This is a genomic window from Pseudomonas sp. MSSRFD41, from assembly GCF_014230245.1.
GTDB classification, from domain to species: Bacteria; Pseudomonadota; Gammaproteobacteria; order Pseudomonadales; family Pseudomonadaceae; genus Aquipseudomonas; species Aquipseudomonas piscis.
Genome location: NZ_JACKZK010000014.1, coordinates 145,175 through 165,740 on the forward strand (window position 1 = coordinate 145,175; position 20,566 = coordinate 165,740).

The following is a 20,566-nucleotide window of genomic DNA, read 5'->3' on the forward strand; positions in this document are numbered from 1 at the left end:
GGCGCCAGTCATGGCGTCGCTGTCTGCATCTTTTCGCAGTCCTCGCTCCTGCCAGGGTGGGGTCAGGCGGGGGAGGCGGTTTGTTTTTCCGGGGCAGGGCTCCTTGTGGTCGTGGCCAGAATCAGTTCGGCGGCCTTCTCGGCGATCATCAGGGTCGGCGAACAGGTATTGCCGGAGGTGATGCGCGGCATGATCGACGCGTCGGCGATGCGCAGCCCGGCGATGCCGTGTACCCGCAACTGGGCGTCCACCACGGCCTGGGTGTCATGGCCCATGCGGCAGGTGCCCACCGGATGGAAGATGGTGGTGCCGATCTTCGCCGCGGCTTCATGCAATTGCTCCTGGCTTTGCAATGACGCACCGGGCAGGTACTCGCTGGGCCGGAATGCTTGCAGGGCCGGGGCGGCGACGATGCGCCGGGTCAGGCGGATAGCGTCGGCGGCCACTTGCAGGTCCTGCGGATGGCTCAGGTAGTTGGGTTGGATCAGCGGCGCCTGGCCTGCGTCCACGGAACGGATCTCGACCCGGCCACGGCTTTGCGGGCGCAGGTCGCAGACCGAGGCGGTGAACGCCGGGAAGTCGTGCAAGGGTTCGCCGAAGCGTTCCAGGGAGAGCGGCTGCACGTGGTATTCGAGGTTGGCGGTGGCCTGCTCGGGGCTGGAGCGGGCGAAGGCGCCGAGCTGGCTGGGAGCCATGGACAGCGGGCCGCTGCGGTCGTACAGGTAGCGCAGGCCCATGCCCATCTTGCCCCACAGGCTGCCGGCGATCTGATTCAGGGTGCGGGCGTTGTCCAGCTTGTAGATCAGCCGCAGTTGCAGGTGGTCCTGGAGGTTGCCGCCGACCCCGGGCAGGGCATGGGCGACGCCGATGCCCAGGCGTTGCAGCAACGCCACCGGGCCGATGCCGGAACGCTGGAGAATGCTCGGCGAGCCGATGGAGCCGGCGCAGAGGATGATCTCCCGACGGGCCTTGAAGTCCTGCTGGCGCCCCTGGGCCATGGCGCGCACCGCCGTGGCGCGGCCGCCTTCGAGGAGCAGCCGCTGGACCTCGACGCCGGTCAGGACGGTGAGGTTGGGGCGTTGGGCGATGGGCTTGAGGAAGGCCTTGGCGGCGTTCCAGCGCACCCCGGCCTTCTGGTTGACCTGGAAGTAGCCGCAGCCTTCGTTGTCGCCGCCGTTGAAGTCGTCGATCCGGGGGATGCCGCTCTGTTCGGCAGCGCTGCGAAAAGCATCGAGGATCGGCCACGACAGGCGCTGGCGCTCCACCCGCCACTCACCGGCGGCGCCGTGCAGCGGGCTGGCCCCGGCGAAGTGGTTCTCGCTCTTCTTGAACAGCGGCAGGACCTCGTTCCAGCTCCAGCCCGGGTTGCCCTCGGCAGCCCAGCCATCGTAGTCGGCGGCCTGGCCGCGCATGTAGATCATGCCGTTGATCGATGAGCAGCCGCCCAGCACCTTGCCCCGTGGGTAGCTCAAGGTGCGACCTTGCAGGCCCGGTTCGGCCTCGGTCTTGAAGCACCAGTCGGTGCGTGGGTTGCCGATGCAGAACAGGTAGCCGACGGGAATGTGGATCCAGGGGTAGTTGTCGCGCCCGCCGGCTTCCAGCAGCAGCACCCGCTGCTCGGGATTGGCGGACAAGCGATTGGCCAGCAGGCAGCCGGCGGGACCGGCACCGACCACGATGTAGTCGAAAGCGTCAAAGGCAGGAAGCATTCGTGACCTCGTTGGCAGATTCTTATTAGCAGGCCGTTGAAAAACTACCTGCGTTGCCATCGCTGCGTTGAAAACAGGCTCAAAATGCTCATTTACCACATGTAAATTGCGCTTTTTCGCCTGTTTTCGCCTTGCGCTGGCTGCCTCGCCTACATTTTTCAAGGGCCTGTTAGCAGCAGGCCGTCATCCGCGGCAGCCTTGTGCTTCATCCTAGTTGTTAGCTTTCGTCAAAAGAATGTTAGTTTTTGCCCACCTGCTGTGCGTTTTCTAACAGTGTTCGCCTCAAGATATCGGCAAGGAATCCCCATGTTCGACTGGAACGACCTGCGCTTTTTTCTCGAACTGCAACGCAGCGGGCGCCTGCTCACCGCGGCGCGGCGGCTGAACACCACCCATGCCACGGTGGCGCGGCATATCGAGGCGGTGGAGAAGGCCTTGGGCACCGCGCTGTTCGTCCAGCACGCCCAGGGCTATGAGCTGACCCCGGCCGGCGAGGCGCTGCTCAAGCACGCCGAGGCCATGGAGAACGTGGCGCTGCTGGCCCAGGAGGAAATCACCCAGTCCAGCGCGCTGCTGGGCAAGATCCGCGTCGGCGTCACCGAGGGCCTGGGGATCAAGTTCCTCGCCAGCCGCATGGGCGGTTTGTTCGAGCGTTACCCGGGGCTGGAGGTGGAACTGGTGGCGGTGCCGCGGTTCGTCAGCATCCTCAACCGCGAGGCGGAAATCAGCATCCACCTGGAACGGCCCAGTGCCGACATGCTGGTGACTCGCAAGCTCACCGACTACCGCCTGGCGCTGTACGCCAGCCAGGCCTACCTGGACCGCGCGCCGCCGCTGCGCAATCGCGAGGACCTGGGGCGCCATGCCTGGATCGGCTACGTCAACGACCTGCTGTTCAGCCAGGAGCTGATGTTCCTCAACAGCTTTTGTCGCAACCCCCAGGTGCTGTTCCACAGCACCAGCGTCATCGCCCAGCAGGAGGCGGCCCGTTCGGGGCTGGGGATCGCGGTGCTGCCGTGCTACATGGCCGCCACGGATCGGCAGCTGGTGCCGTTGCTGCCCACCGAGAGCATCCAGCGCGCCTACTGGATCAGCACCCGCCGCGAGCTGCACAAGTCGGTGCGCCTGCGGGTGGTCTGGGACTACCTCATGGAGCTGTGCGCCACGCACCAGCCGGTTTTGCTGGGGACTTGAGAGGCGGTTACTTGCTGAAGAGCTTGAGGCACCACTCAACCGCGCTGACGACTTTTTCCTGGGTGTTACCTACCAGGTCTATCCATTCCAGCTGGTTTTTGAGTCCGCCGAGCAATCGGATATTGATGGTGCTGGTGGACACCTCGCGCAACGGCCGCAGCTTGCTCAGGGAAATAAACAACTGTTCCCGGCTTTCCACGATCATTTGCGCTCGATCGGCAAGGGACAAGGCTGTTTCCCGGCGTTGGCGATCGTCTCTGATCTTGTTCCTGATCTTACCGATCTGTGCCATCAGCTTCTCGGCCCGCAGTACTTGAGGGTCTTGCTGGAAGTCAGGGTCGGCGTTGAAGGACAGTTCGTTGAAGATCTGCAACAGCCGCTTCGTTCCTGGGCATCGGTCGGCGATGAAACTCGCCACCATGTGGTGATCACTGTCGGTGCCTTGATAGCGCGACAGGAGTTTTTCCAGGACCTGGGTCAAGGTCGAAATGGATTCGTCGATTTCCTCGAGGGCTTTTTGCATGGGCGGCAGAGGCGATCTGAGGTCACCTATCTCGAGTTGCTGATAGGCGCTACGAAAATCCGGAGTGCGGTTTGCGATTTCATGCAACTGGGTCATCAACGCCAGCAGGCTTGTCGTGCTCCAATCGCTTCCCAGCGGCAGGACCACGGACTTGTCGAGTCCTTTGACCAGGACACACAGACAGGGTTGCTCGCTTGGGGAAATGGCAAAGAGTTCGGCGAATGCAGGAACGAACTGTGCAGTGGCTTTCGACGAATTCTTCGCCATCCTCTTGCGCAGGTCCTCCCAGCCTGGCCCCAGGTCCTGAAAAGCCTGCTCGTCTCGCAGGGCGTGTATGGGCTTGTTGCCAGTCTGCTGTGAAGGAAAGGCGCGGCCCGGGAACGCGACAACATTTCCTCCAGGTTGCTCGAGAATACCCAAGGTATTGTCAGTCGTCGGATCCAGCAGGATGAAGGCAACTTTGCGTCCCATGGCGGAATCTGCTTCATCCAGGTTGGCAATCAGCGACGCAAGCTTTTGCTGATCGGCGTCGCTCGGGGCAAGCATTACACAGAGTAATCGTTGTTCTATTTGCCGGGTGTGGAACCAGTCGACGAGTGCTTGTGGCGAAGCAGAGCTGATGAGCATTTCAATATCCTTATGAGCGTCCTGTAGGGACCATGCGCTACCGGTGGGTTACCAGTCGTCCATGATGGGTGATTCGGTTCAATGCGACAGTTGTTGCTTGAACTCTTGCTTGGAGGCCGCTCATTCTGCATGTAAACCGCTGATCGACCTAGTGACTCTCGCCGGCTTTTCAGCATGTGATTCACAACAGCGGCCCACAGTGGGCCGAGCGGCTGAGCAGGTCGCCGGCCTGGATATCGACGAAGCGCGAGCCATAGGACAGCGGCTTGAGTGCCCCGCGCTCCTGGCCCATGCCCAGGCCGCCGGTGGTGCGGGTCTCGCCGTCCTGCAACAGCGGGTCCAGGCGTGCCTGGGCAGCCACCAGGCGCAGGGTCACGGCCTGGCGCCGTGGCAGCTCACCGGCGAGCAAGGGGCTGGAGCGGTGCCACAGGTACTTGCTGAACAGCAGGGCATCGCCGGGCTCGAAGGCCTCTTCGATGCGCTGTCGCTCGAAACGCTCGGTCAAGGGGCCCGGGCTGGCGTAGGTCTGGCGCAAGAGCTCGGACAGCTCGGCGATCGACTCGCCCAGGGCCAACTGCTGGGCCAGCATTCGCGAAAACTGGAAGTTGCCCAGGGCCGAGCACAGCGACAACGGCACCCAGGCCATGCCGCCACCCTGTGCCTCTGGGCGTACCGGTTGCAGGGGCAGCCACAGGCTGTAGGCCGGGTCTTGGGGGCGGATGTAGCGAAAGTTCAGCGAATCGTAGTGCCAGGCGAAACCCGAGCGCCCCTGGTCCAGCTCGAAGCCCTGGGCCTCGCACAGGATCAGCCGGCTGTCGGTGAGGTAAGTCAGTACCTGGGCCAATGCCGGCTGGCCTTGGAGTTGCCGGAGAATGCCGTCCTGCTCCAGGCGGTGGGTCAGGCGGTTGAACCCCTCGCCAGCGCTGGCCTGGGTCGGGCGCAGTTGCTGCTCCACCAGCTGACGCAACGTTTCGATGGCGGCGCTGGTCAGCAATCCCGGCAGCTTGAGGTAGCCCTGTTCGTGGAACAGCCGCCGCTGTTGCGGGTCCAGGGGCAGGGGATTGACCAGGCAAGGGGCGGGCGGCTGCGGCAGGTTCACGGGCGTATTCCATTACCGGGGACAAGTGCCTGAGTATGGACAGTGGCACCGCTGACCGAGCGCTGGATTCGACCTCGACCGGTGTTTAAGCGACACCTGCCACCGGTTGCTGTCGGTGCGCGGCCAGGCCAGGGCGAGTCTGTCGCCATTGGCACATCGAGCGCTGTCAGGAGTTGGGGCCGGCAGCTTGCAGGTCTTGCTGGCGGATGTAGGAGTCCTGGGTCCGGATGAACCGGTCGAAGGCTCTGGAGTTGTAGACCTGCAAGCAAGCGTGCAGCACGACCTTGCCAGGGCGGTGCTTGCTGTTGGCCGCGACCTGGTCATAAGCCTTGAAGACGTAGTCGGTGGTGGCGTCATAGGGGTCATGCAGGGTCGTGAGTGTGTCTTCGTCCTGCAGGACCTGATGCAGGCCAGCGCCCAAGACGCCATACATGCCGATGGCATGCCCAACGTCCTCGCCCATGGCCGAGCGCTCGGGAAACTGCCTGGCCATGCAGTAGGCCAGGCCATAGTTCTTCAGGGACTGGCGTGCAGCCGCCAGGTCCTGCGCGCCAGCCGGGCCCACGCCTGCCATCAGGCACAGCGCCAGCGAAAGCCTCTTCATCCTTGATCTTCTGAGTCATGGGCCGGCAGCGGCCGTTGCGGCGCCGATGGTCGAAGCCGCCATCGAGCTTGTCAATGCCCCGGCTCGCCGGGGCGCCTGGCCAACCTGATAGCGCCTGCGGACATTGGCGTGAAAAGACAAAAAGTCGTCATCAATTGAAGCCGGTCGTCGCCAGGGCCGTTGCTAGATTGGCAGCCGTTGCCGTGCCACCTCACCCATAACAATCAATAACGAAGGTGCCTATCGTGAGCGCTACCGCCGAACCTGCAGCCCTGCCGGGCGAGGCCAGTCATCGCTGGCTGCTGATCACCATCACCCTCTGTGCGTCGGTGCTACCGGCGACCTTCCTCTGGGCCCCGGCCCTGTCCATGCAATTGACCACGCAGATCGGCCTGAGCCCGAGTCGGATCGGCGCGATGTTTTCCCTGGAACTGATCTTCAGCAGCCTGGCCACCTTGCCGGCCATCTACTGGCTGCGCTCGGCTCACTGGCAGCGCTGGGCCTTGCTGTTCATGGGCCTGTACATCGGCGGCAACCTGGCTTCGGCGCTGCTGCTGGAGCGCCATTTCGACGCCTTCCTGGCGGCTCGGGGCGTCACTGCACTGGCGGCCGGTTCGCTGCTGATCCTGTGTACCCGCAGCGTCGCGCACCTGGACGAGCGCGGGCGGGCGTTCGGCTCGATCATCTTCGGCCAATTGATCCTCGGCACCCTGGGGCTGGCGGTGTTGCCCGGCGCCTTCCAGCACTTTGGTCCCGGGGTGTGTTTCGCCTTGCAGGCGCTGTTGATGCTGGCCTGCGTGCCGCTGTGCCGGCACTTCGTCCGGGTCCCGCAGCTAGCTGCCAGCGGTGGGCGCCGTCGCTTGGGGGCTTCCAGGCATGGCCTGCTGGGGGTGGCCTCGATCTTCCTGCTGTATGTGTGCCTGGGCGGAGTCTGGACCTTCATCAGTGCCTTGCAGGCGCCCACGGCCATGGATCGTGGGCAGTTGGACCAGTTGCTGACCCTGTCCAGCGCGCTGGGCATCCTCGGCGCCGGCGCCGCCACCTGGCTGGGGCGTGATCGCTATCGCGGGGCATGCCTGCTGCTGGGGTTCTCCGCGTTGGTCCTGGCCTTGCTGGTGATGGCGGCGGTGCCCCGGGCGGATGCGGCCTTCATCGCGGTGCTGGTGTTCAAGTTCACCTGGACCCTGCTGGTGCCCTTCATGCTCACGGTGATCAGCCTGCACGACCGCGAGGGCGGCTTGATCAACCTGACCAACCTGGTCCTCGGCCTGGGGCTGGCCTGCGGCCCGGCGCTGTGCGGCTACCTGCTGGAAACCTTTTCCTACCAGGCGATGTTCGGCTGCGGCGCGCTGTTGGCCCTGCTGGCCGCCGCGGCGATCAACCTCGCGCACTTCCATCTGCCATCCAAGAGTCTTTGCCATGAAGCCTGAATTGCATCCTTCAGCGGGCGCCAGTGCGTTCCTGTTCGACGAGCGCTGCCTGTGGTTCCACTCCGGCCGGGCCTCGGCCCTGGCGGCCCCGGTCGGCGGCTGGGTCCAGCCGCTGGCCAGCGGCTCGGGCGTGGCCTCGGCCGATTGCCTGCGGCGACTCAAGGCATTGATGGACGCCAGCGGCCTGAGCCGGCAGTTGCGGGTGGAGTCCGCGGCGCCGGCCTCCCTGGCGCAGATGGCCAGGGTCCATGACCTTGAGTACCTGGAGCGCTTTCGCCGGTTGAGCGAGCAGCAAGGGGGAGAACTGGGATTGGCGGCGCCATTCGCCGCCGGCGGCTTCGAGCTGGCGGCGCTGTCCGCCGGGTTGGCCAGGGCGGCGGTGGAGGGCGTGATGCGCGGCGAGTACCAGCGGGCCTATGCCGCCTGCATCCCGGCCGGGCACCACGCTTTGCGCGACCAGGCCATGGGCTCGACGCTGCTGGCCAACTCGGCCATCGCCGTGGAGCACGCCATTGCCGAGCTCGGTGCACGGCGCGTGGCCATCGTCGATTGGGACGTGCACCACGGCAACGGTACCCAGTCGCTGTTCTACGAACGCGGGGACGTGCTGACCATTTCCCTGCATCAGGAAAACTGCTTTCCCCCAGGCTCCGGCGGCGCCGACGAACTTGGGCGAGGCGCTGGGCAGGGGTGCAATCTCAACATCCCGCTGCTGCCCGGTTGCGGCCACCAGCAGTACCTGCATGCCATGGCGCAGCTGGTGGTGCCGGCGTTGCTGCGCTTCGCCCCGGACCTGCTGGTGATCGGCAGCGGCTACGACGCCAGCACCTACGACGCGCTCGGCCACATGCAATTGCACAGCGGCAGTTTCCGCGAGATGACCCGGATGATGGTGGCGGTGGCCGAGCGCCTCGGCCATGGGCGCCTGGTGATGGTCCATGAGGGCGGCTACTCGGAGGTCTACGTGCCGTTCTGCGCGATCGCCGCCATCGAGGCCCTGACCGGCCTGCAGACCCCGGTCCGCGATCCCTTCATCGAGTTCATCGAACAGCAGCGGTTGGCGGACGACTTCGACCGCCTGCACCGCCAGCGCGTGCAAATCCAGGCCCGGCAACTGCAGCGGGTGCCTGCTCCTTGAGTCCATCGCCCATACAGGTCCGACCATGAATCCTTCCAATAACAACAATCGATTCTTCGTCCAACGTGGGGCTGTGCTGGCGTGCTGTGCCCTGTGGGCCGGGTGCGCGCTGGCCGGCCCGGATCAGCCCGGCACGGTCGCGAACCCGGTCGCGCCGGCCCGGGCACCGAGCCTTGGCGAGCAGCTGGATGCCCAGGGCATCGCCGTGCACGGTTTCGGTAGCTGGTACAGCTTGTACAACACCTACGGGGTGGGGCGCCGCCAGGACCAGAACAACCTGTTCCTGATGCTGGCGGCCGACTTCGACCTGCACAAGCTGCTGGGTGTGAAGGGGGCCAGCGTGCACCTCAAGCAGAGCTATGCCCCGGTGGCCAGCAACGTCGACTACGGTCCGGCGCTGGGGGACATCTATGGCGCGGTGGCGCCCTTCGTGCCGAAGAAGGCGCGGCTGGTACAGCTGTCCTACGAGCAGCGCCTGTTGGAGGATGCCTTGAAGCTGGAGCTGGGCCGGAGCAACCCCGCGACCTCGTTCATGCAGCCGGCCTGCGCCTTCGTGTTCACCTGTTTCAACCCGCTGACGCTGATGAACGGCTCGGTGTTCGCCTATCCGTTCGCCTACTGGAGCGCCACGGCCCGCTACAACTTCGACGACAACCGCTTTGCCCAGGTGGGCGGCTGGTTGCTCAATGGGCAGATCCCCTTCGAGTCCGGCTGGAACTGGCGCGAGGAACGCCACGACGGGCGCTTCTTCCTGGCCCAGGTCGGCACCCAGACCCGCTTTGGTGAGGCGCTCTATCCCAGTCGTTTCGAGCTGGCCCTGTATCGCTCCACCAAGAAACAGCCCAACCCCAGCCGCACGGTGGCCGGTACCTCGACCTTGCTCGACCGAGGCTCCGCGCCCAAGGTCCAGGACCATGCCGACGGCATTCTCTTCAATTGGCAGAAGACGGTGTACCGCGCCGACGGTGGCAGCCGCCCGTTCGATACCAACCCGCGCAGCCTGACCCTGGAAGGCGGGCTCAGCTCGTCGCTGACTCCCGGGGTCACCGGTGGGGTGGATGCCTTCGGCTTCATCGGGGTCAATGCCCTCAACGTCATTCCGGGCCGCCCGCTGGATAGCCTTGGCGCACGCCTGAGCTGGTTTCGCGTGAGCAAGGACTACCAGGCCCGCCTCAAGGATGCCGGACGCCTGTCGGGCAGTGCCTACGAGCAGCCACGGGACAGTTTCGTCGCCGAGCTCAATGGGCGCTTCGTCCTGGGCAGCGGCGTGACCCTGGATCCCTTCATCAACTACGTGCTGCAACCCAGTCGCTACCAGAACCCCTTCGCCGAACAGCGTCCGGCCAGCGGCTGGTTGTTCGGCCTGGGCCTGAACTTCGCCCTCGACCCGTTGCTGGGCTGGCGCCACTGATCCCTTGAGGAGAGTCCCGATGAACCTTGTGCAAACCCAGGACCTGATCTTCTGCAACTGGCATCAGGCGGCAGTGGACGGTGACCTGGAACAGCAACTTGCCGCCTTGCTCGAAACCATGGCTGCAGCCCTGGCCGAACGAGGGCTGAACTTGGGTGCGATGCTCAAGCACAGCATTGCCATTCGCAATGGCGCCGTGGACCCGCTGGCGGCGATCCAGGCATTCCATCGCCAGTGCCATGCCCTGGCCCCCGGGCTGGTCCGGGAGCCCAGCGTCGGCACCATTTTCCGGGTGCCACACCTGTCCCGGGAAGGGGCGCTGGTGGCGCTCGAGGCGGTATTCGCCAGGCATGCCACGCCGGCACGGCGGGCCCTGTTCGACGACCTGCCGATGGATGTGGCGCGGGCCCTGGAGTATCGCGGCCAGGTGTTCCTCACCGGTTTCGAGGCCCTGGAACTGCTGGCGCCGGAGCGTGGCTTCAGCGCCGATAACCTGCAGGTCCGTCCCGGTCTGGCGGAGCAGGTGGAGGTGATCCTGGACAAGATCCAGGACAGCCTCCGGGCCCTGGACGCCGACTGCTCCGACCTGGCCCGCCTGACCCTGTACCTGCGCGCCGACCAGGACCCGCAGCACGCCCGACAGTTGGTAACGCAGGCTGTGCGCCAGCGGGCCGATGCCAGGGTGGCCGAGGCGCTGCAACTGTGCGTGCTACGTGGCCACGGCATGGTCCTGGAGGATTTCAAGATCGAGATCGATGGCCTGGCCTTGCGCCCGCAAGCCCCGCGGCCAACCTGGGTCAGCCTGGCGTGCGGCGAGGCCGGCAGCTTGTCGCTGGCGAGCGTGGAGCAGGCGGCGGGGGCCCTGGCCAGGCGCCTCGACACCGGTGGCCAGCCGGCGGCCTTGCAGGTGTTGCTCAAGTGTCCCGGCATCGAGGCCGGCCCCCTGGCGAGCCAGCCCTTGCTGGAAGCGTTCAGCCATCAATTGCAGCGTGAGCTGGGGCCCGTGGCGGCGTTGCAGCTGTCCGTGGCGCTGCTCTGGGTCAAGGCCCTGGAGGCACCCGGTGCGGCCCTGGAGCTGGATGCCAGCCTGTTCATTCAATGAAGGAAGGAGTAGCAACATGTCATTCGATACCCATACACGAGCCTGGGACCTGGTCCGGGACCTGGACCTCTCCGGCAAGATCTACCTGGTGACCGGCGGCACTTCGGGGCTGGGCAAGGAATGCGCCCGCTGCCTCGCTGCCCGTGGCGCCCGGGTACTGGTGCTGGGCAGCAGCGCCGAACGCGGCAACGCCGCGCTGGCCGAGCTGCGGGCCGCCACCGGCAGCCAGTCGCTGCACTTCGAGGCGGTGCGCCTGGAGTCATTGCGCGACGTCGACCGGCTGGCCTCAAGGCTGCTGGAGCAGTTGCCGCACCTGGACGGCGTCATCGCCAGTGCGGGGATCATGGCCACCGATTTCGCTCGTACCGACGATGGCCTGGAGCGCCAGTTCGGCATCAACCATATCGCCCACCATCGGTTGATCACCCGGCTGTTGCCGTTACTGCGCCAGGCGGCCGCTGCCCGGGTGGTGCTGCTGACCTCGGGCGCCCATCGCTTGGCGGGCATCGATTTCGCCGATCCCAACTTCGAGCACCGGGCCTATGACCGCTGGACGGCCTATGGCCAGTCGAAGTCGGCCAACGTGCTGTTCGCCGTGGGCCTGGACCTGCACCTGGCCGAGGAGGGCATCCGCGCCCTGGCGGTGGCCCCGGGGGTAGTGGCCGGGACCAACCTGCACCATCACCTGACCGACGCCGACTTCGTGCCCTTGCTCGAACGCCAGCCCGGGCTGCGCCGGTTGACCCGGCGCAAGAGCACCGAGGAGGGTGCGGCGAGCATTCTCTGGGCCCTGCTGCATCCGCAATTGGAGGGCTGTGGCGGTTACTACCTGGAGGATTGCCAGGTGGCTTTGAGCAACGCCGATCCCCTGGATCACCTGGGCGTCATGCCCCGGGTGCGTGATGTCGCCCAGGCCCGGCAACTGTGGACGCTCAGCGAGCGGCTGATCCAGCAAGCCCTGGCTGGCGAGCAGCGGGAGGTGCGGCCATGAACCCGCTGGAACAGGCGCTTCCCGGATTCGATGACTTTGCCGCGCAGTTGCGCCTCAACCGCCTGCCCGACAGCCCGGCGCTGCGCGGGCGGCGCTTCGTCCTGGGGTTCGCCGAGCAGCGGGGCGAGCTGGCGTTCGATGACCAGGGCGAGGCCCATTGGCAGGGCCTGCCGTTGGCACTGGCGGCGGGGGGCGGGCAAGCCAACGTGGTGCAGGCCTGTGCCGGGCTGTTTTTCATCGACCTGCCATTGCCGGCGGCGCAGCGCCAGAGCCTGGTGGTGATCATCGACGAGCAGCGATCCCGGGCCTTGTTGGTGCATTCCTGGCTGGATACCGAGCGCAAGGCTCGCGGGTTGGCCTCCAACGTCGGCCAGGCGCTGCATCACGCCGGATTGGATGGCCGGCCGGCCGGTGCACCGCCCGAGCGCAGCGATGAGCTGATCGGCAAGCGCGTGCTCAACCTCTACAGCCAGGACACGGCGGTGGAGCATGTCTATCTCAACAGCCGCTGGTATGCGTATCAGATCCATGGCGGCGTGCGCCATGGTGACTGCGATTGCGACGAGGCCAGTTATTTCAAGCTGCGCGAGCAGTTGTACCTGGTGACCTTTCGCGAGAAGGCGGTGGATGTGGCGATCGTCTTCGTCCTCGACACCCATGCCTGGCGCAATACCGGCATGGCCTTGGGCGAGGTGGATGGGACCTGGTTCAACGTGCCCATCGGCGCGCGGGTACGGCTGCTGAGCGAGACGGCGTATCCCGAAGGCATCTCGCCGCTCTGAAGGCCCGGGCCGGCTAGAGGAATTGCCGCCGATAGCGCAGCGGCGGCACCCCGGTCCAGCGCTTGAAAGCCTTGGAGAACGCCGCGCTGTCGGCGTAGCCCAGGCTGTCGGCGAGTTCGTCGATCCGCGTGCCGGGATGGCGCATGCGTTCCAGGGCGAGGCTGTGCCGCACCTGCTCCAGCAGCTCGGAGAACACCAGCTGTTCCAGGGCCAGCTTGCGCTGCACGCTGCGTGGCGACAGGTGCAGCTGGCGCGCGATGCGTTCCAGGGAGGGCGGCTGTTCGCCCAATTGCTGTTCCAGCAGGCGCCGCACCCGCTCATGGAAGCTGCCACTGTGTTGTTCGGCGCACAGGCCCTGGATGTGTTCGCGAAAGAACAGCAGGACGTCGGCATCGCAGCCTTGGCCAGGGCACCTGTGGTCCAGCCAATGGCTGGCGAAGACGATGCCGTTGCTCGGCGCGGCATCCCGTACCGGACAATCCAGCAACCCGGCCAGGGCCTCGCGGTCCTTGGCCGTCAGTTCATGGCAGAGGTCGATCCGCTGGGCTCGCCAGTCCTGTCCCAGGCGCAACTGCAAGACATGGATCAGCATGCCCAGGCTGAACTCCACGTCCTGGCGGCAGGCACTGGCCGGGTAGGCGGGCAACTGGTAGCTGATCCGCACCTGCTCGCCGTCGATGCGCAGTTGGGTGCGGGTGCCGCCCTGCAAGGCCGTGGTGCTGAGGTTGAGCTCAAGCAGTGCGCCGTGCAGGGTCGCTTCGTTGAGGAACAGCTCGCGCAGCGGCGAGAGCACCGGTGAGCGGCTGGCGAGGCCGATGCGCGCGCCCAGCAGCGGGTCGTCCAGGGCCCGGGCCGCCTCTTCGAAGAAGCCCAGGTAGTGATCCAGGGGAATATGGTCCGCGGGTTTGAGCCCTTGCCACCGGGCCTGGCAGGGCGATGGCAGGCGCAGCTGCCGCTCTTGCAGGTACTCGAGCAAGGGGCTGAGCTTCAGGCGGCGCACATAGGCGCCGACGGGACGGGATGCAGGCATGGCGATGGCGTTTTTCTTATCGTTCTGCAAGGCGCGGGTCCAAGCGGTATGCGCGGTCCGGCAACCATACTAGACGAGGAGAAAAGCCCCGAACAATGGGCATCGTTCACCTGTTTTCGACCCCTTGGGGCAGGGCGTTGCCATGCCCAGCGGGCTGCTCCGCGCGGGCTTGTCGGCGAACGGCCAGTAGCAAGCCCATGGCCAGCAGGCCGGAGGCACCCGCCAGCAGCATGGCCAGGTGCAAACCGCTGGTCATGGCCGTGCGGTACAGCTCGCCGAACAGCGGGTTGTCCAGGGGCAATTGGTGTTCGGTCACTGCTTGGCGGGCCAGTTCGCCGGCATCGGCCATGCCGCTGGCCCGGGCCGATTCGCTCAGCACCTGGATGGCCCGGGCGCCCATCAGGCTGCCGAGCAGGGCGATGCCGATGCTCATGCCGGTCTGGCGCAGGGCGTTCATGCTGGCCGAGGCGATCCCGGCGCGTTCCGGCGGTGCGCAGGCCATCACCGTCAGGCCGGTGCCCGGCAGCGCCAGGCCCATGCCCAGGCCCAGCAGCCCCAGCAGCGAGCCCACCAGCCAGTAGGGCGTGTGGGCGTCGAACAGGGTCATGGCGGTCATCGTCAAGCCGACCAGACCGTAGCCGGCCACCATCAGCCAGGGCAGGGGCACGCGCTGGTTGATGCGCCCGAAGCCGATGGCTACCAGGCCGGTGACGGTGAATTGCGGTAGCAGGCGCAGGCCGGTCTCGGCGGCGGACCAGCCCTGGATCTGCTGCAGGAAGATCGAGAAGAAGAACAGGCTGCTGTAGCTGGAAAAACCGAGGATGAACGAGGCCAGGTTGGCCACGGCGAACGGACGCTGGCGGAACAGGTCCAGGGGCACCAGCGGTCGCTGCACCCGCCGCTCCACCAGGGTGAAGGCCAACAGCCCCACGGCCGCCACCAGCAAGGTCAGCAGGGGGCCACGGCTGGCGAAGCCTTCTTCGCCGCCGAGGATCAGGCCATAGGTCAGGGCCGCCAGCCACAACACGCTCAGGGCCTGGCCCAGTGGGTCGAGGGCGGCGTGTTGTGGGTGCTTGCGCTCGCTGATGCCCCAGCATCCGAGGACCAGGGCCAGGAGGCCGATGGGCAGGTTGATCAGGAAGATGCTCTGCCAGCCGACGGACTCCAGCAGCAGGCCGCCCACCAGGGGGCCGAGGATCAGCGCCAGGGCACTGAACGCCGACCAGCCGCCGATGACATGGGCCCTTTGGCGCAGGTCGGGGAAGGCGTGGCTGAGGATCGGCATCGCCCCGGGAATCAGCAGTGCCCCGGCCAGCCCCTGCACGGCCCGTCCGGCCAGCAGCAACCCGAGCTCCTGGGCCAGGGCACAGAGCGCCGAACCCAAGGTGAACAACAGCACCCCGGCCAGCCAGCAGCGCTTGTGGCCGAAGCGGTCGCCCAGGGGGCCGGCCGAGAGCATGAAGGCCGAGAGGCAGATGGCATAGGCGTTGACCACCCATTGCAGGCCGGCCAGGTCGGTGGCCAGGGCCTGTTGCAGGGTCGGCAAGGCGACGTTGACGATGCTGATGTCCAGCGAGGCGAGGAAGGTCCCGAGGTAGGCGGCGGCCACCAGGGCCGGGCGACGATAGCGTTCCATGAAACATCTCCCGTGGAGGGCTGGAGAGGGGCGAGGCACTCAGGTTAGTATTTCGACTGACCGTCGGTCAATGGAGAATGATAAATATTCTCAACTCTCTTTTGCCCGGCAATTGCCCTAGACTGGCGGCCCTTGTCACCGCCCGGAATCGTTCATGATCGTGAAACGCCACAAGGCCCAGGAACCTGCCAGCGACCTGCCGCAGCCGCGGACCAAACCCGCCGAAGTGCGCCTGGAAGAATTGATGGGCGCCGCCCGCAGCCTGTTCCTGGAGCAGGGAGTGGAGGCCACCACCATCAGCCAGATCGTCGAGCGCGCCGGAGTGGCCAAGGGCACCTTCTATCACTACTTCCAATCCAAGAACGACATGCTGGCGGCCCTGGGCGAACGCTATACCCGGGACTTCCTCGAGTGCCTGGAACAGGCGGTGGCGGCCTGCGCCGAGGATGACTGGGTGGCGAAGGTCGGCAGCTGGATCCGCGCCAGCGTCCAGGCCTACCTGGCCACCTACCGCCTGCACGATATTGTCTACCCCAACCATCACCACCATGAGCGCGGCAACCCGGAGCGCAATGCGATCCTGCAGCAGTTGCAGGGCATCCTCGAAGGAGGGCGGCAAGCCGGTTGCTGGCCCCTGGAACAGCCGACGGTGATCGCCTCGCTGATCTATGCCGGGGTGCACGGCGCCACCGATGACGTGATCGCCGCCCGCCAGGAAGATGGCCAGGCCCTGGCCGAGGCCATCGTCCAGGCCTGCCTGCGGATGCTCGGCGTGACCCCGCCCTGAAGTTCTCCTCGGTACAACCCCGATGAAACACAGCAAACGCCTGCTCGGCGCAGTACTGGCCGTATTCCTGGCGTACAAGGGTTATGGCTGGTTCTACTACGGCACGCCCTACCAGGATCGCTACTACCGTGACGACCGGGCCTTCTACTACCAGAAGTACCGGCTGTTCAGCTGGCGCGCCAGGATTGCGACCATGACTATGCCCGGCGATGGCGACAGCTCGCGCTACTCCACCGCTGGCTACCTGCGGGTGTTCAAGGCCGATGGCAGCCTGGTGGGCGAGTCTTATGACCCGTGCATTGCGGTGGTGGAGGTGTCCTGGGGCAGCGAGCACGTGGTGGGCTTTGGCTGCGACGACCACCTGATAGCGTTGCCGGCCACGACCGCCAAGGACTGAAGCCCGGTGCACGGCGGCCGAGTTGCACGTGGCCGCCGCGCAGGTTTCACAAGCCGTTGGCCCGGGCGAAGTCCAGCCGTGGGTCGCTGATGCGCGTGAGGTTCACCGCGGCGCCCGACCAGCGACCCTCCATCTCTTCGCTCAGGTGATAGCGGCTCAGGTCGTACTGGATCGCGGTGCTGCCCAGCTGCGGATGACCGACCCGGCTGGTGAGGGTCTGCAGCAGGCTGGAGATCAGGTACTGCAAGGGCGCCTCGCAGGTTTTCAGGCCGATCCCGTAGTCGAAGCCCTGGTCGTCGCGCTCGCGGAAATAGCCGAGGAACTCGCGTTTGTTCAGGCTCAATCCCAGCGCCCGGTTGAAGGCCTGGCGGCAGGCTTCCAGTTCTTCGCCGGCGACCCGAGGCAGGCCCAGGATGTTGTTGAGGTTCTTCAGGGTCACGCAGCCCTGGGTGGCGATCACCTCCGGCATCAGGGTCACGTCCTGCTCGCCCTGGCCAAGCTCGCCATGCCAGGCGTTGAGGCTCTGGCGCAAGGTGTCCAGGCTGCTGGCGGTATAGCCGTTGTAGCCATAGATGTAGGTTGGCGGCAGCAACTGGTCGCGGACCGAGAAGGATTGCGCCGGGGGCAGTTCGGCGAACGGTTTGCGGTACATGAACTGGCTGTAGTGGTCCATGGATTCCGGGGTGATCGACACCTTGAGGTTGCGCACCGACTTGCCGTTCTCCAGGGCCTGGAACAACTGCGTTTCGTTGAGCTGCGACTTGACCTCCACCGTGGCCACCACGCCTTCGATCAGGTACACATCGGCCGAGCCGAAGGTGCGCAGGATGGGAAAGTCGTTGCGGTAGATGATCAGGTCGATCTGCCTGGAGATCCCGCCCTCGGCATCGACGATCTGCCCCGAGCCGATGCTGATGTTGCGCGGCAGGAAGCGTTGCAGCACATCACGGATGAAACTCTCCCGGGCGTCGCCCAGGATGGTCTTGTGGTCGGCGATGCTGCTGCTCACCGCAAAGCTGCTTTCCAATACCTTGGCGATGGACTTGGCCCACCTGCTGATGATTGCCATGGGGTCTTCCTTGTGGGGTTTGAGAGGGGCTCAGGGCAGCAGGTCGAAATGCGCGCTGGCCAGCCGTTCGCCGTTGACCAACAGGTGCACCAGATGGCGCCCGGGGTAGTGCCGGCGGGTGGTGAATTCACGGATCTGCTGCTGGCGGGCCAGTGCCTGGCGCGCCTGGCCGGGCAGGGTGAAGGTCTTGAGCTTGAACACCTTGGTGCTGGCGGCGCCCGAGGCCTTGATGTAGTCGATGGCGTAGTCCACCACCAGGCGCTGGGGCTGCGAGCTGCTGGAAACCAGTTCCAGCGCCAATTCCAGGCGCTCGCCCAGGCGCAAGGCCGCGGGCGTGACGCTGAAGTGCGTTACCTGGACCTCGGCGCGGGCCCCGGCGCCGATCAAGGCCAGGGCCTGGCGCTCGCCCTGCTTGATCAGGCTGCGCAGGCCATGGCGGACGATCCAGGCGGTGTGCGGCTGCTCCAGCGGCCAGCCTTGCAGGCGTTGCAGCACCCACTGCGGATGGTCCTTGGTGATGTCGTTGAGGTGGTTGGCCACCGACTTGCGCACATACAGGCTCGGGTCGTTGCGCAGTCGCTCGAGGATCGGCGCCGCCAGCCCAGGTTCGGCCTGCAGGCGTTCCAGGCGGAACGACCAGGGCAGGCGCGGGCGGCTGCCTTCGCTGGCCAGGCGGCGCACGTGTTCGTCCGGATCGTGCGCCCAGTCGTACAGGTGCTCCAGGGTCGCCGCCTGCTGGTTGACCAGGAACGGGCGCACGGCGAACTCCGAGGAGCCAAAACCGGTGAAGAACTTCAGTGCCGCCATGGAACGGGCGAAGTCATGGGCGCCATGGCTGGCCACGAAGTGCGGCAGGAACATGCAGACGAAGCGGCTGTCGAGCCGTGGCGCCAGGGCATACAGCAGTTCCAGGCTGTGCTCGTAGGGCCCGGGTAGCACCTGGTGCAGGCTGTCGCTGACCCGCGCCAGGCGCTGCATCACCGAGAGCTCGGCCAGGCCCTGACTGGCGCGCTTGAGAAAGCCCGGGTGGTCGAACGCCGGATACACCTCGCGCATGGCGTCGGCGATATGCATTAGGCGTTGCTGGTTGAAGATTTCCTTGAGGGCAGGGGCAGCGTCGCTCATCGAGGGTTCCTGTCTGGGGAGGGATGCCGCCCAATCTAGACCGGGCGGCTGACAGAATCTGTCAGGAGAGTGCTTCAGCGCATCGGCGGCAGCAGGTTCTCTTCCAGGCGTTCGTCCTCTTCGTCGGCCTCGAACAGGCGGGCCAGTTCGGCACGGGCTTCCTGGGCGGTCTGCATGACCTTGGCCTCGTCGTCGTAGACCTCATGCTGGGCGGCCAGCAATTGCTGGTCGTGCTGGGTGAAGCGCTGGATCCGCGAGTCGGCCTGGACCTGGCTGAGCCCGAGGCCGATCAGGGTCCGGCGGCTCATCTCCAGGCTCGAGTAGTAGGTTTCCCGCACGGCCTGGGCGCCCAGGTCCACCAGGCGGTGCACGTGCTGGCGGTTACGTGCGCGGGCGATGACCTTCAGGTGCGGATAGAGCTTGCGCACCTGCTCGGCGGTCTTGATGTTGGTGTCCGGGTCGTCGGTGGCGATGACGAAGAACTCCGCCTGGCCGACCTTGGCCGCACTGAGGATTTCCGGCCGCAACGGGTCGCCATAGAACACCGGGATGCCGCCGCCGAAGCTGCGGATCAGCTCGATGGTTTCCACCGAGGTGTCCAGGGCCACGAACGGCACCTTCTGTGCCCGCAGGATACGCGCCACGATCTGGCCCATGCGGCCCATGCCGGCGATCACCACCCGCGGGTGGTCGGAGTCGATCCGGCGGTATTCGGCGGGCATCTCCACTGCTTTCGGCTTGGGCTTGAGCAGGCGCGAGCAGGCCAGCAACAGCAGCGGGGTCAGGGCCATGGACAGGGTGATGGTCAGCACCAGCAGGTCGTGCAGGCGCGCGTCGAACAGGCCCTGGTCGCGGCCGATCTTGAACACCACGAAGGCGAACTCCCCGCCCGCCGCCAGCACCACCCCGAGGCGGATCGCATGCTCGCGGTCCAGGCCACCGGCCAGGCGCCCGACCACGAACAACAGCGGCAGCTTCAGGCCGATCAGCAGCAGGGTCAGGCCCAGCACGGCCAGGGGCGCGCTGAGCAGCAGGCTGAGGTTGGCGCCCATGCCGACGCTGATGAAGAACAGGCCCAGCAGCAGGCCCTTGAAGGGTTCGATCTGGGCTTCCAGCTCATGCCGGTATTCCGAGTCGGCCAGCAGCAGGCCGGCGAGGAAGGCGCCCAGGGCCATGGATACGCCCACCAGGTCCATCAGCCAGGCGGTGCCGATCACCACCAGCAAGGCGGTGGCGGTGGAGACCTCCGGCAAGCGGGTCTTGGCCACGATGCGAAACACCGGGCGCAGCAGGTAGCGGCCACCGACCACCACCACGGCGATGCTGCCCAGCACCTGCAGGCCATGGCGCAGGTCCTCGGCGCTGCTGGTGTGGTGATCGACGCCGGCCAGCACCGGCACCATGGCGATCAGCGGGATCGCGGCGATGTCCTGGAACAGCAGGATGGCGAACGCCAGGCGCCCGTGGGGGCTGGTCAGCTCCTTGCGTTCGGCCAGGCTTTGCAGGCCGAAGGCGGTGGACGACAGGGCCAGGCCCAGGCCCAGCACCGCCGCGCTATTGAGTGTCTGGCCGAAGAGGAACAGCGCCACGCTGCCGATCACGACCCCGGTCAGCAGCACCTGGGCCAGGCCGACCCCGAATACCGCCTTGCGCATCACCCACAGGCGTCGCGGCGACAGCTCCAGGCCGATGATGAACAGCAACAGCACCACCCCCAGCTCGGAGATGTGGCTGACACTCTGGGGATTGCCGATCAGGCCCAGCACCGACGGGCCGATCAGCACCCCGGCCAGCAGGTAGCCGAGCACGGCCCCCAGTTGCAGGCGCTTGGCCAGGGGCACGGTGACGACCGCGGCGCAGAGAAACACGACGGCGGCTTGTAGCAGGTTGCCTTCATGGGGCATCGGGGGGA

Annotated in this window: 18 protein-coding genes; 9 read left to right on the forward strand and 9 right to left on the reverse strand. The window is 66.1% G+C overall.

Annotated elements, in window-relative coordinates; genetic code table 11:
- Positions 1-62 precede the first annotated feature (62 nt).
- Entirely contained in the window at positions 63-1,709 is a 1,647-nt protein-coding gene (locus H7A76_RS20905) for a GMC family oxidoreductase (RefSeq protein ID WP_185700255.1), read from the reverse strand.
- 306 nt (positions 1,710-2,015) lie between these two features.
- Between H7A76_RS20905 and H7A76_RS20910 the strand changes: the two genes are divergently transcribed.
- Entirely contained in the window at positions 2,016-2,903 is an 888-nt protein-coding gene (locus H7A76_RS20910) for a LysR family transcriptional regulator (RefSeq protein WP_185700256.1), read from the forward strand.
- Between the two features lie 7 nt (positions 2,904-2,910).
- Here H7A76_RS20910 and H7A76_RS20915 read toward each other — a convergent pair whose 3' ends face one another.
- The 3 genes from H7A76_RS20915 to H7A76_RS20925 all read right to left on the reverse strand — a co-directional run bounded on the left by H7A76_RS20915 (position 2,911) and on the right by H7A76_RS20925 (position 5,756).
- Positions 2,911-4,053 (reverse strand): hypothetical protein, encoded by a 1,143-nt coding sequence (locus H7A76_RS20915; RefSeq protein ID WP_185700257.1) that lies wholly within the window; start codon positions 4,051-4,053, stop codon positions 2,911-2,913.
- A gap of 181 nt (positions 4,054-4,234) precedes the next feature.
- Entirely contained in the window at positions 4,235-5,152 is a 918-nt protein-coding gene (locus H7A76_RS20920; protein WP_185700258.1) for a phytanoyl-CoA dioxygenase family protein, read from the reverse strand.
- Between the two features lie 166 nt (positions 5,153-5,318).
- On the reverse strand, positions 5,319-5,756 hold the full coding sequence (locus tag H7A76_RS20925) for a hypothetical protein (RefSeq protein ID WP_185700259.1): 438 nt from the start codon (positions 5,754-5,756) through the stop codon (positions 5,319-5,321).
- 245 nt (positions 5,757-6,001) lie between these two features.
- On the opposite strand from H7A76_RS20925, the gene H7A76_RS20930 reads away from it, so the two are divergent.
- Genes H7A76_RS20930 through H7A76_RS20955 form a run of 6 tightly spaced genes read left to right on the forward strand, consistent with a single transcriptional unit; the run spans position 6,002 to position 12,610 of the window.
- The gene (locus H7A76_RS20930; protein ID WP_185700260.1) at positions 6,002-7,186 is read left to right on the forward strand and encodes an MFS transporter; all 1,185 of its coding nucleotides are present in this window, start codon (positions 6,002-6,004) and stop codon (positions 7,184-7,186) included.
- Positions 7,176-8,324: a class II histone deacetylase gene (locus H7A76_RS20935; RefSeq protein ID WP_185700261.1), complete on the forward strand. Its 1,149-nt coding sequence runs from the start codon at positions 7,176-7,178 to the stop codon at positions 8,322-8,324. Before H7A76_RS20930 ends, H7A76_RS20935 begins: the two co-directional genes overlap by 11 nt.
- 25 nt (positions 8,325-8,349) lie before the next feature.
- Positions 8,350-9,735: a carbohydrate porin gene (locus H7A76_RS20940; protein WP_185700262.1), complete on the forward strand. Its 1,386-nt coding sequence runs from the start codon at positions 8,350-8,352 to the stop codon at positions 9,733-9,735.
- 19 nt (positions 9,736-9,754) lie between these two features.
- Positions 9,755-10,837, forward strand: coding sequence for a hypothetical protein (locus H7A76_RS20945; protein ID WP_185700263.1), 1,083 nt, complete (start codon positions 9,755-9,757; stop codon positions 10,835-10,837).
- Positions 10,838-10,853: 16 nt separating this feature from the next.
- The gene (locus tag H7A76_RS20950; protein WP_185700264.1) at positions 10,854-11,828 is read left to right on the forward strand and encodes an SDR family NAD(P)-dependent oxidoreductase; all 975 of its coding nucleotides are present in this window, start codon (positions 10,854-10,856) and stop codon (positions 11,826-11,828) included.
- Entirely contained in the window at positions 11,825-12,610 is a 786-nt protein-coding gene (locus H7A76_RS20955; RefSeq protein WP_185700265.1) for a MoaF C-terminal domain-containing protein, read from the forward strand. Before H7A76_RS20950 ends, H7A76_RS20955 begins: the two co-directional genes overlap by 4 nt.
- 13 nt (positions 12,611-12,623) lie before the next feature.
- On the opposite strand, the gene H7A76_RS20960 is transcribed toward H7A76_RS20955, so the two are convergent.
- Complete coding sequence (locus tag H7A76_RS20960) at positions 12,624-13,640, reverse strand: AraC family transcriptional regulator (protein WP_185700266.1); 1,017 nt, start codon at positions 13,638-13,640, stop codon at positions 12,624-12,626.
- A 106-nt stretch (positions 13,641-13,746) separates the two neighbouring features.
- Positions 13,747-15,276: an MFS transporter gene (locus H7A76_RS20965; RefSeq protein ID WP_185700267.1), complete on the reverse strand. Its 1,530-nt coding sequence runs from the start codon at positions 15,274-15,276 to the stop codon at positions 13,747-13,749.
- Positions 15,277-15,430: 154 nt separating this feature from the next.
- On the opposite strand from H7A76_RS20965, the gene H7A76_RS20970 reads away from it, so the two are divergent.
- Both H7A76_RS20970 and H7A76_RS20975 read left to right on the forward strand, forming a co-directional pair.
- Positions 15,431-16,063: a TetR/AcrR family transcriptional regulator gene (locus tag H7A76_RS20970; RefSeq protein ID WP_185700268.1), complete on the forward strand. Its 633-nt coding sequence runs from the start codon at positions 15,431-15,433 to the stop codon at positions 16,061-16,063.
- A 22-nt stretch (positions 16,064-16,085) separates the two neighbouring features.
- On the forward strand, positions 16,086-16,460 hold the full coding sequence (locus H7A76_RS20975) for a hypothetical protein (RefSeq protein ID WP_185700269.1): 375 nt from the start codon (positions 16,086-16,088) through the stop codon (positions 16,458-16,460).
- 46 nt (positions 16,461-16,506) lie between these two features.
- Here H7A76_RS20975 and H7A76_RS20980 read toward each other — a convergent pair whose 3' ends face one another.
- From H7A76_RS20980 to H7A76_RS20990, 3 genes are all read right to left on the reverse strand, one after another.
- A complete protein-coding gene (locus H7A76_RS20980) occupies positions 16,507-17,529 on the reverse strand; it encodes a DUF6602 domain-containing protein (RefSeq protein ID WP_185700270.1) in 1,023 nt (340 codons plus the stop codon).
- 30 nt (positions 17,530-17,559) lie between these two features.
- Positions 17,560-18,654, reverse strand: coding sequence for a DNA alkylation repair protein (locus tag H7A76_RS20985; RefSeq protein WP_185700271.1), 1,095 nt, complete (start codon positions 18,652-18,654; stop codon positions 17,560-17,562).
- Between the two features lie 74 nt (positions 18,655-18,728).
- A complete protein-coding gene (locus H7A76_RS20990) occupies positions 18,729-20,558 on the reverse strand; it encodes a monovalent cation:proton antiporter-2 (CPA2) family protein (protein WP_185700272.1) in 1,830 nt (609 codons plus the stop codon).
- Positions 20,559-20,566: the final 8 nt, after the last annotated feature.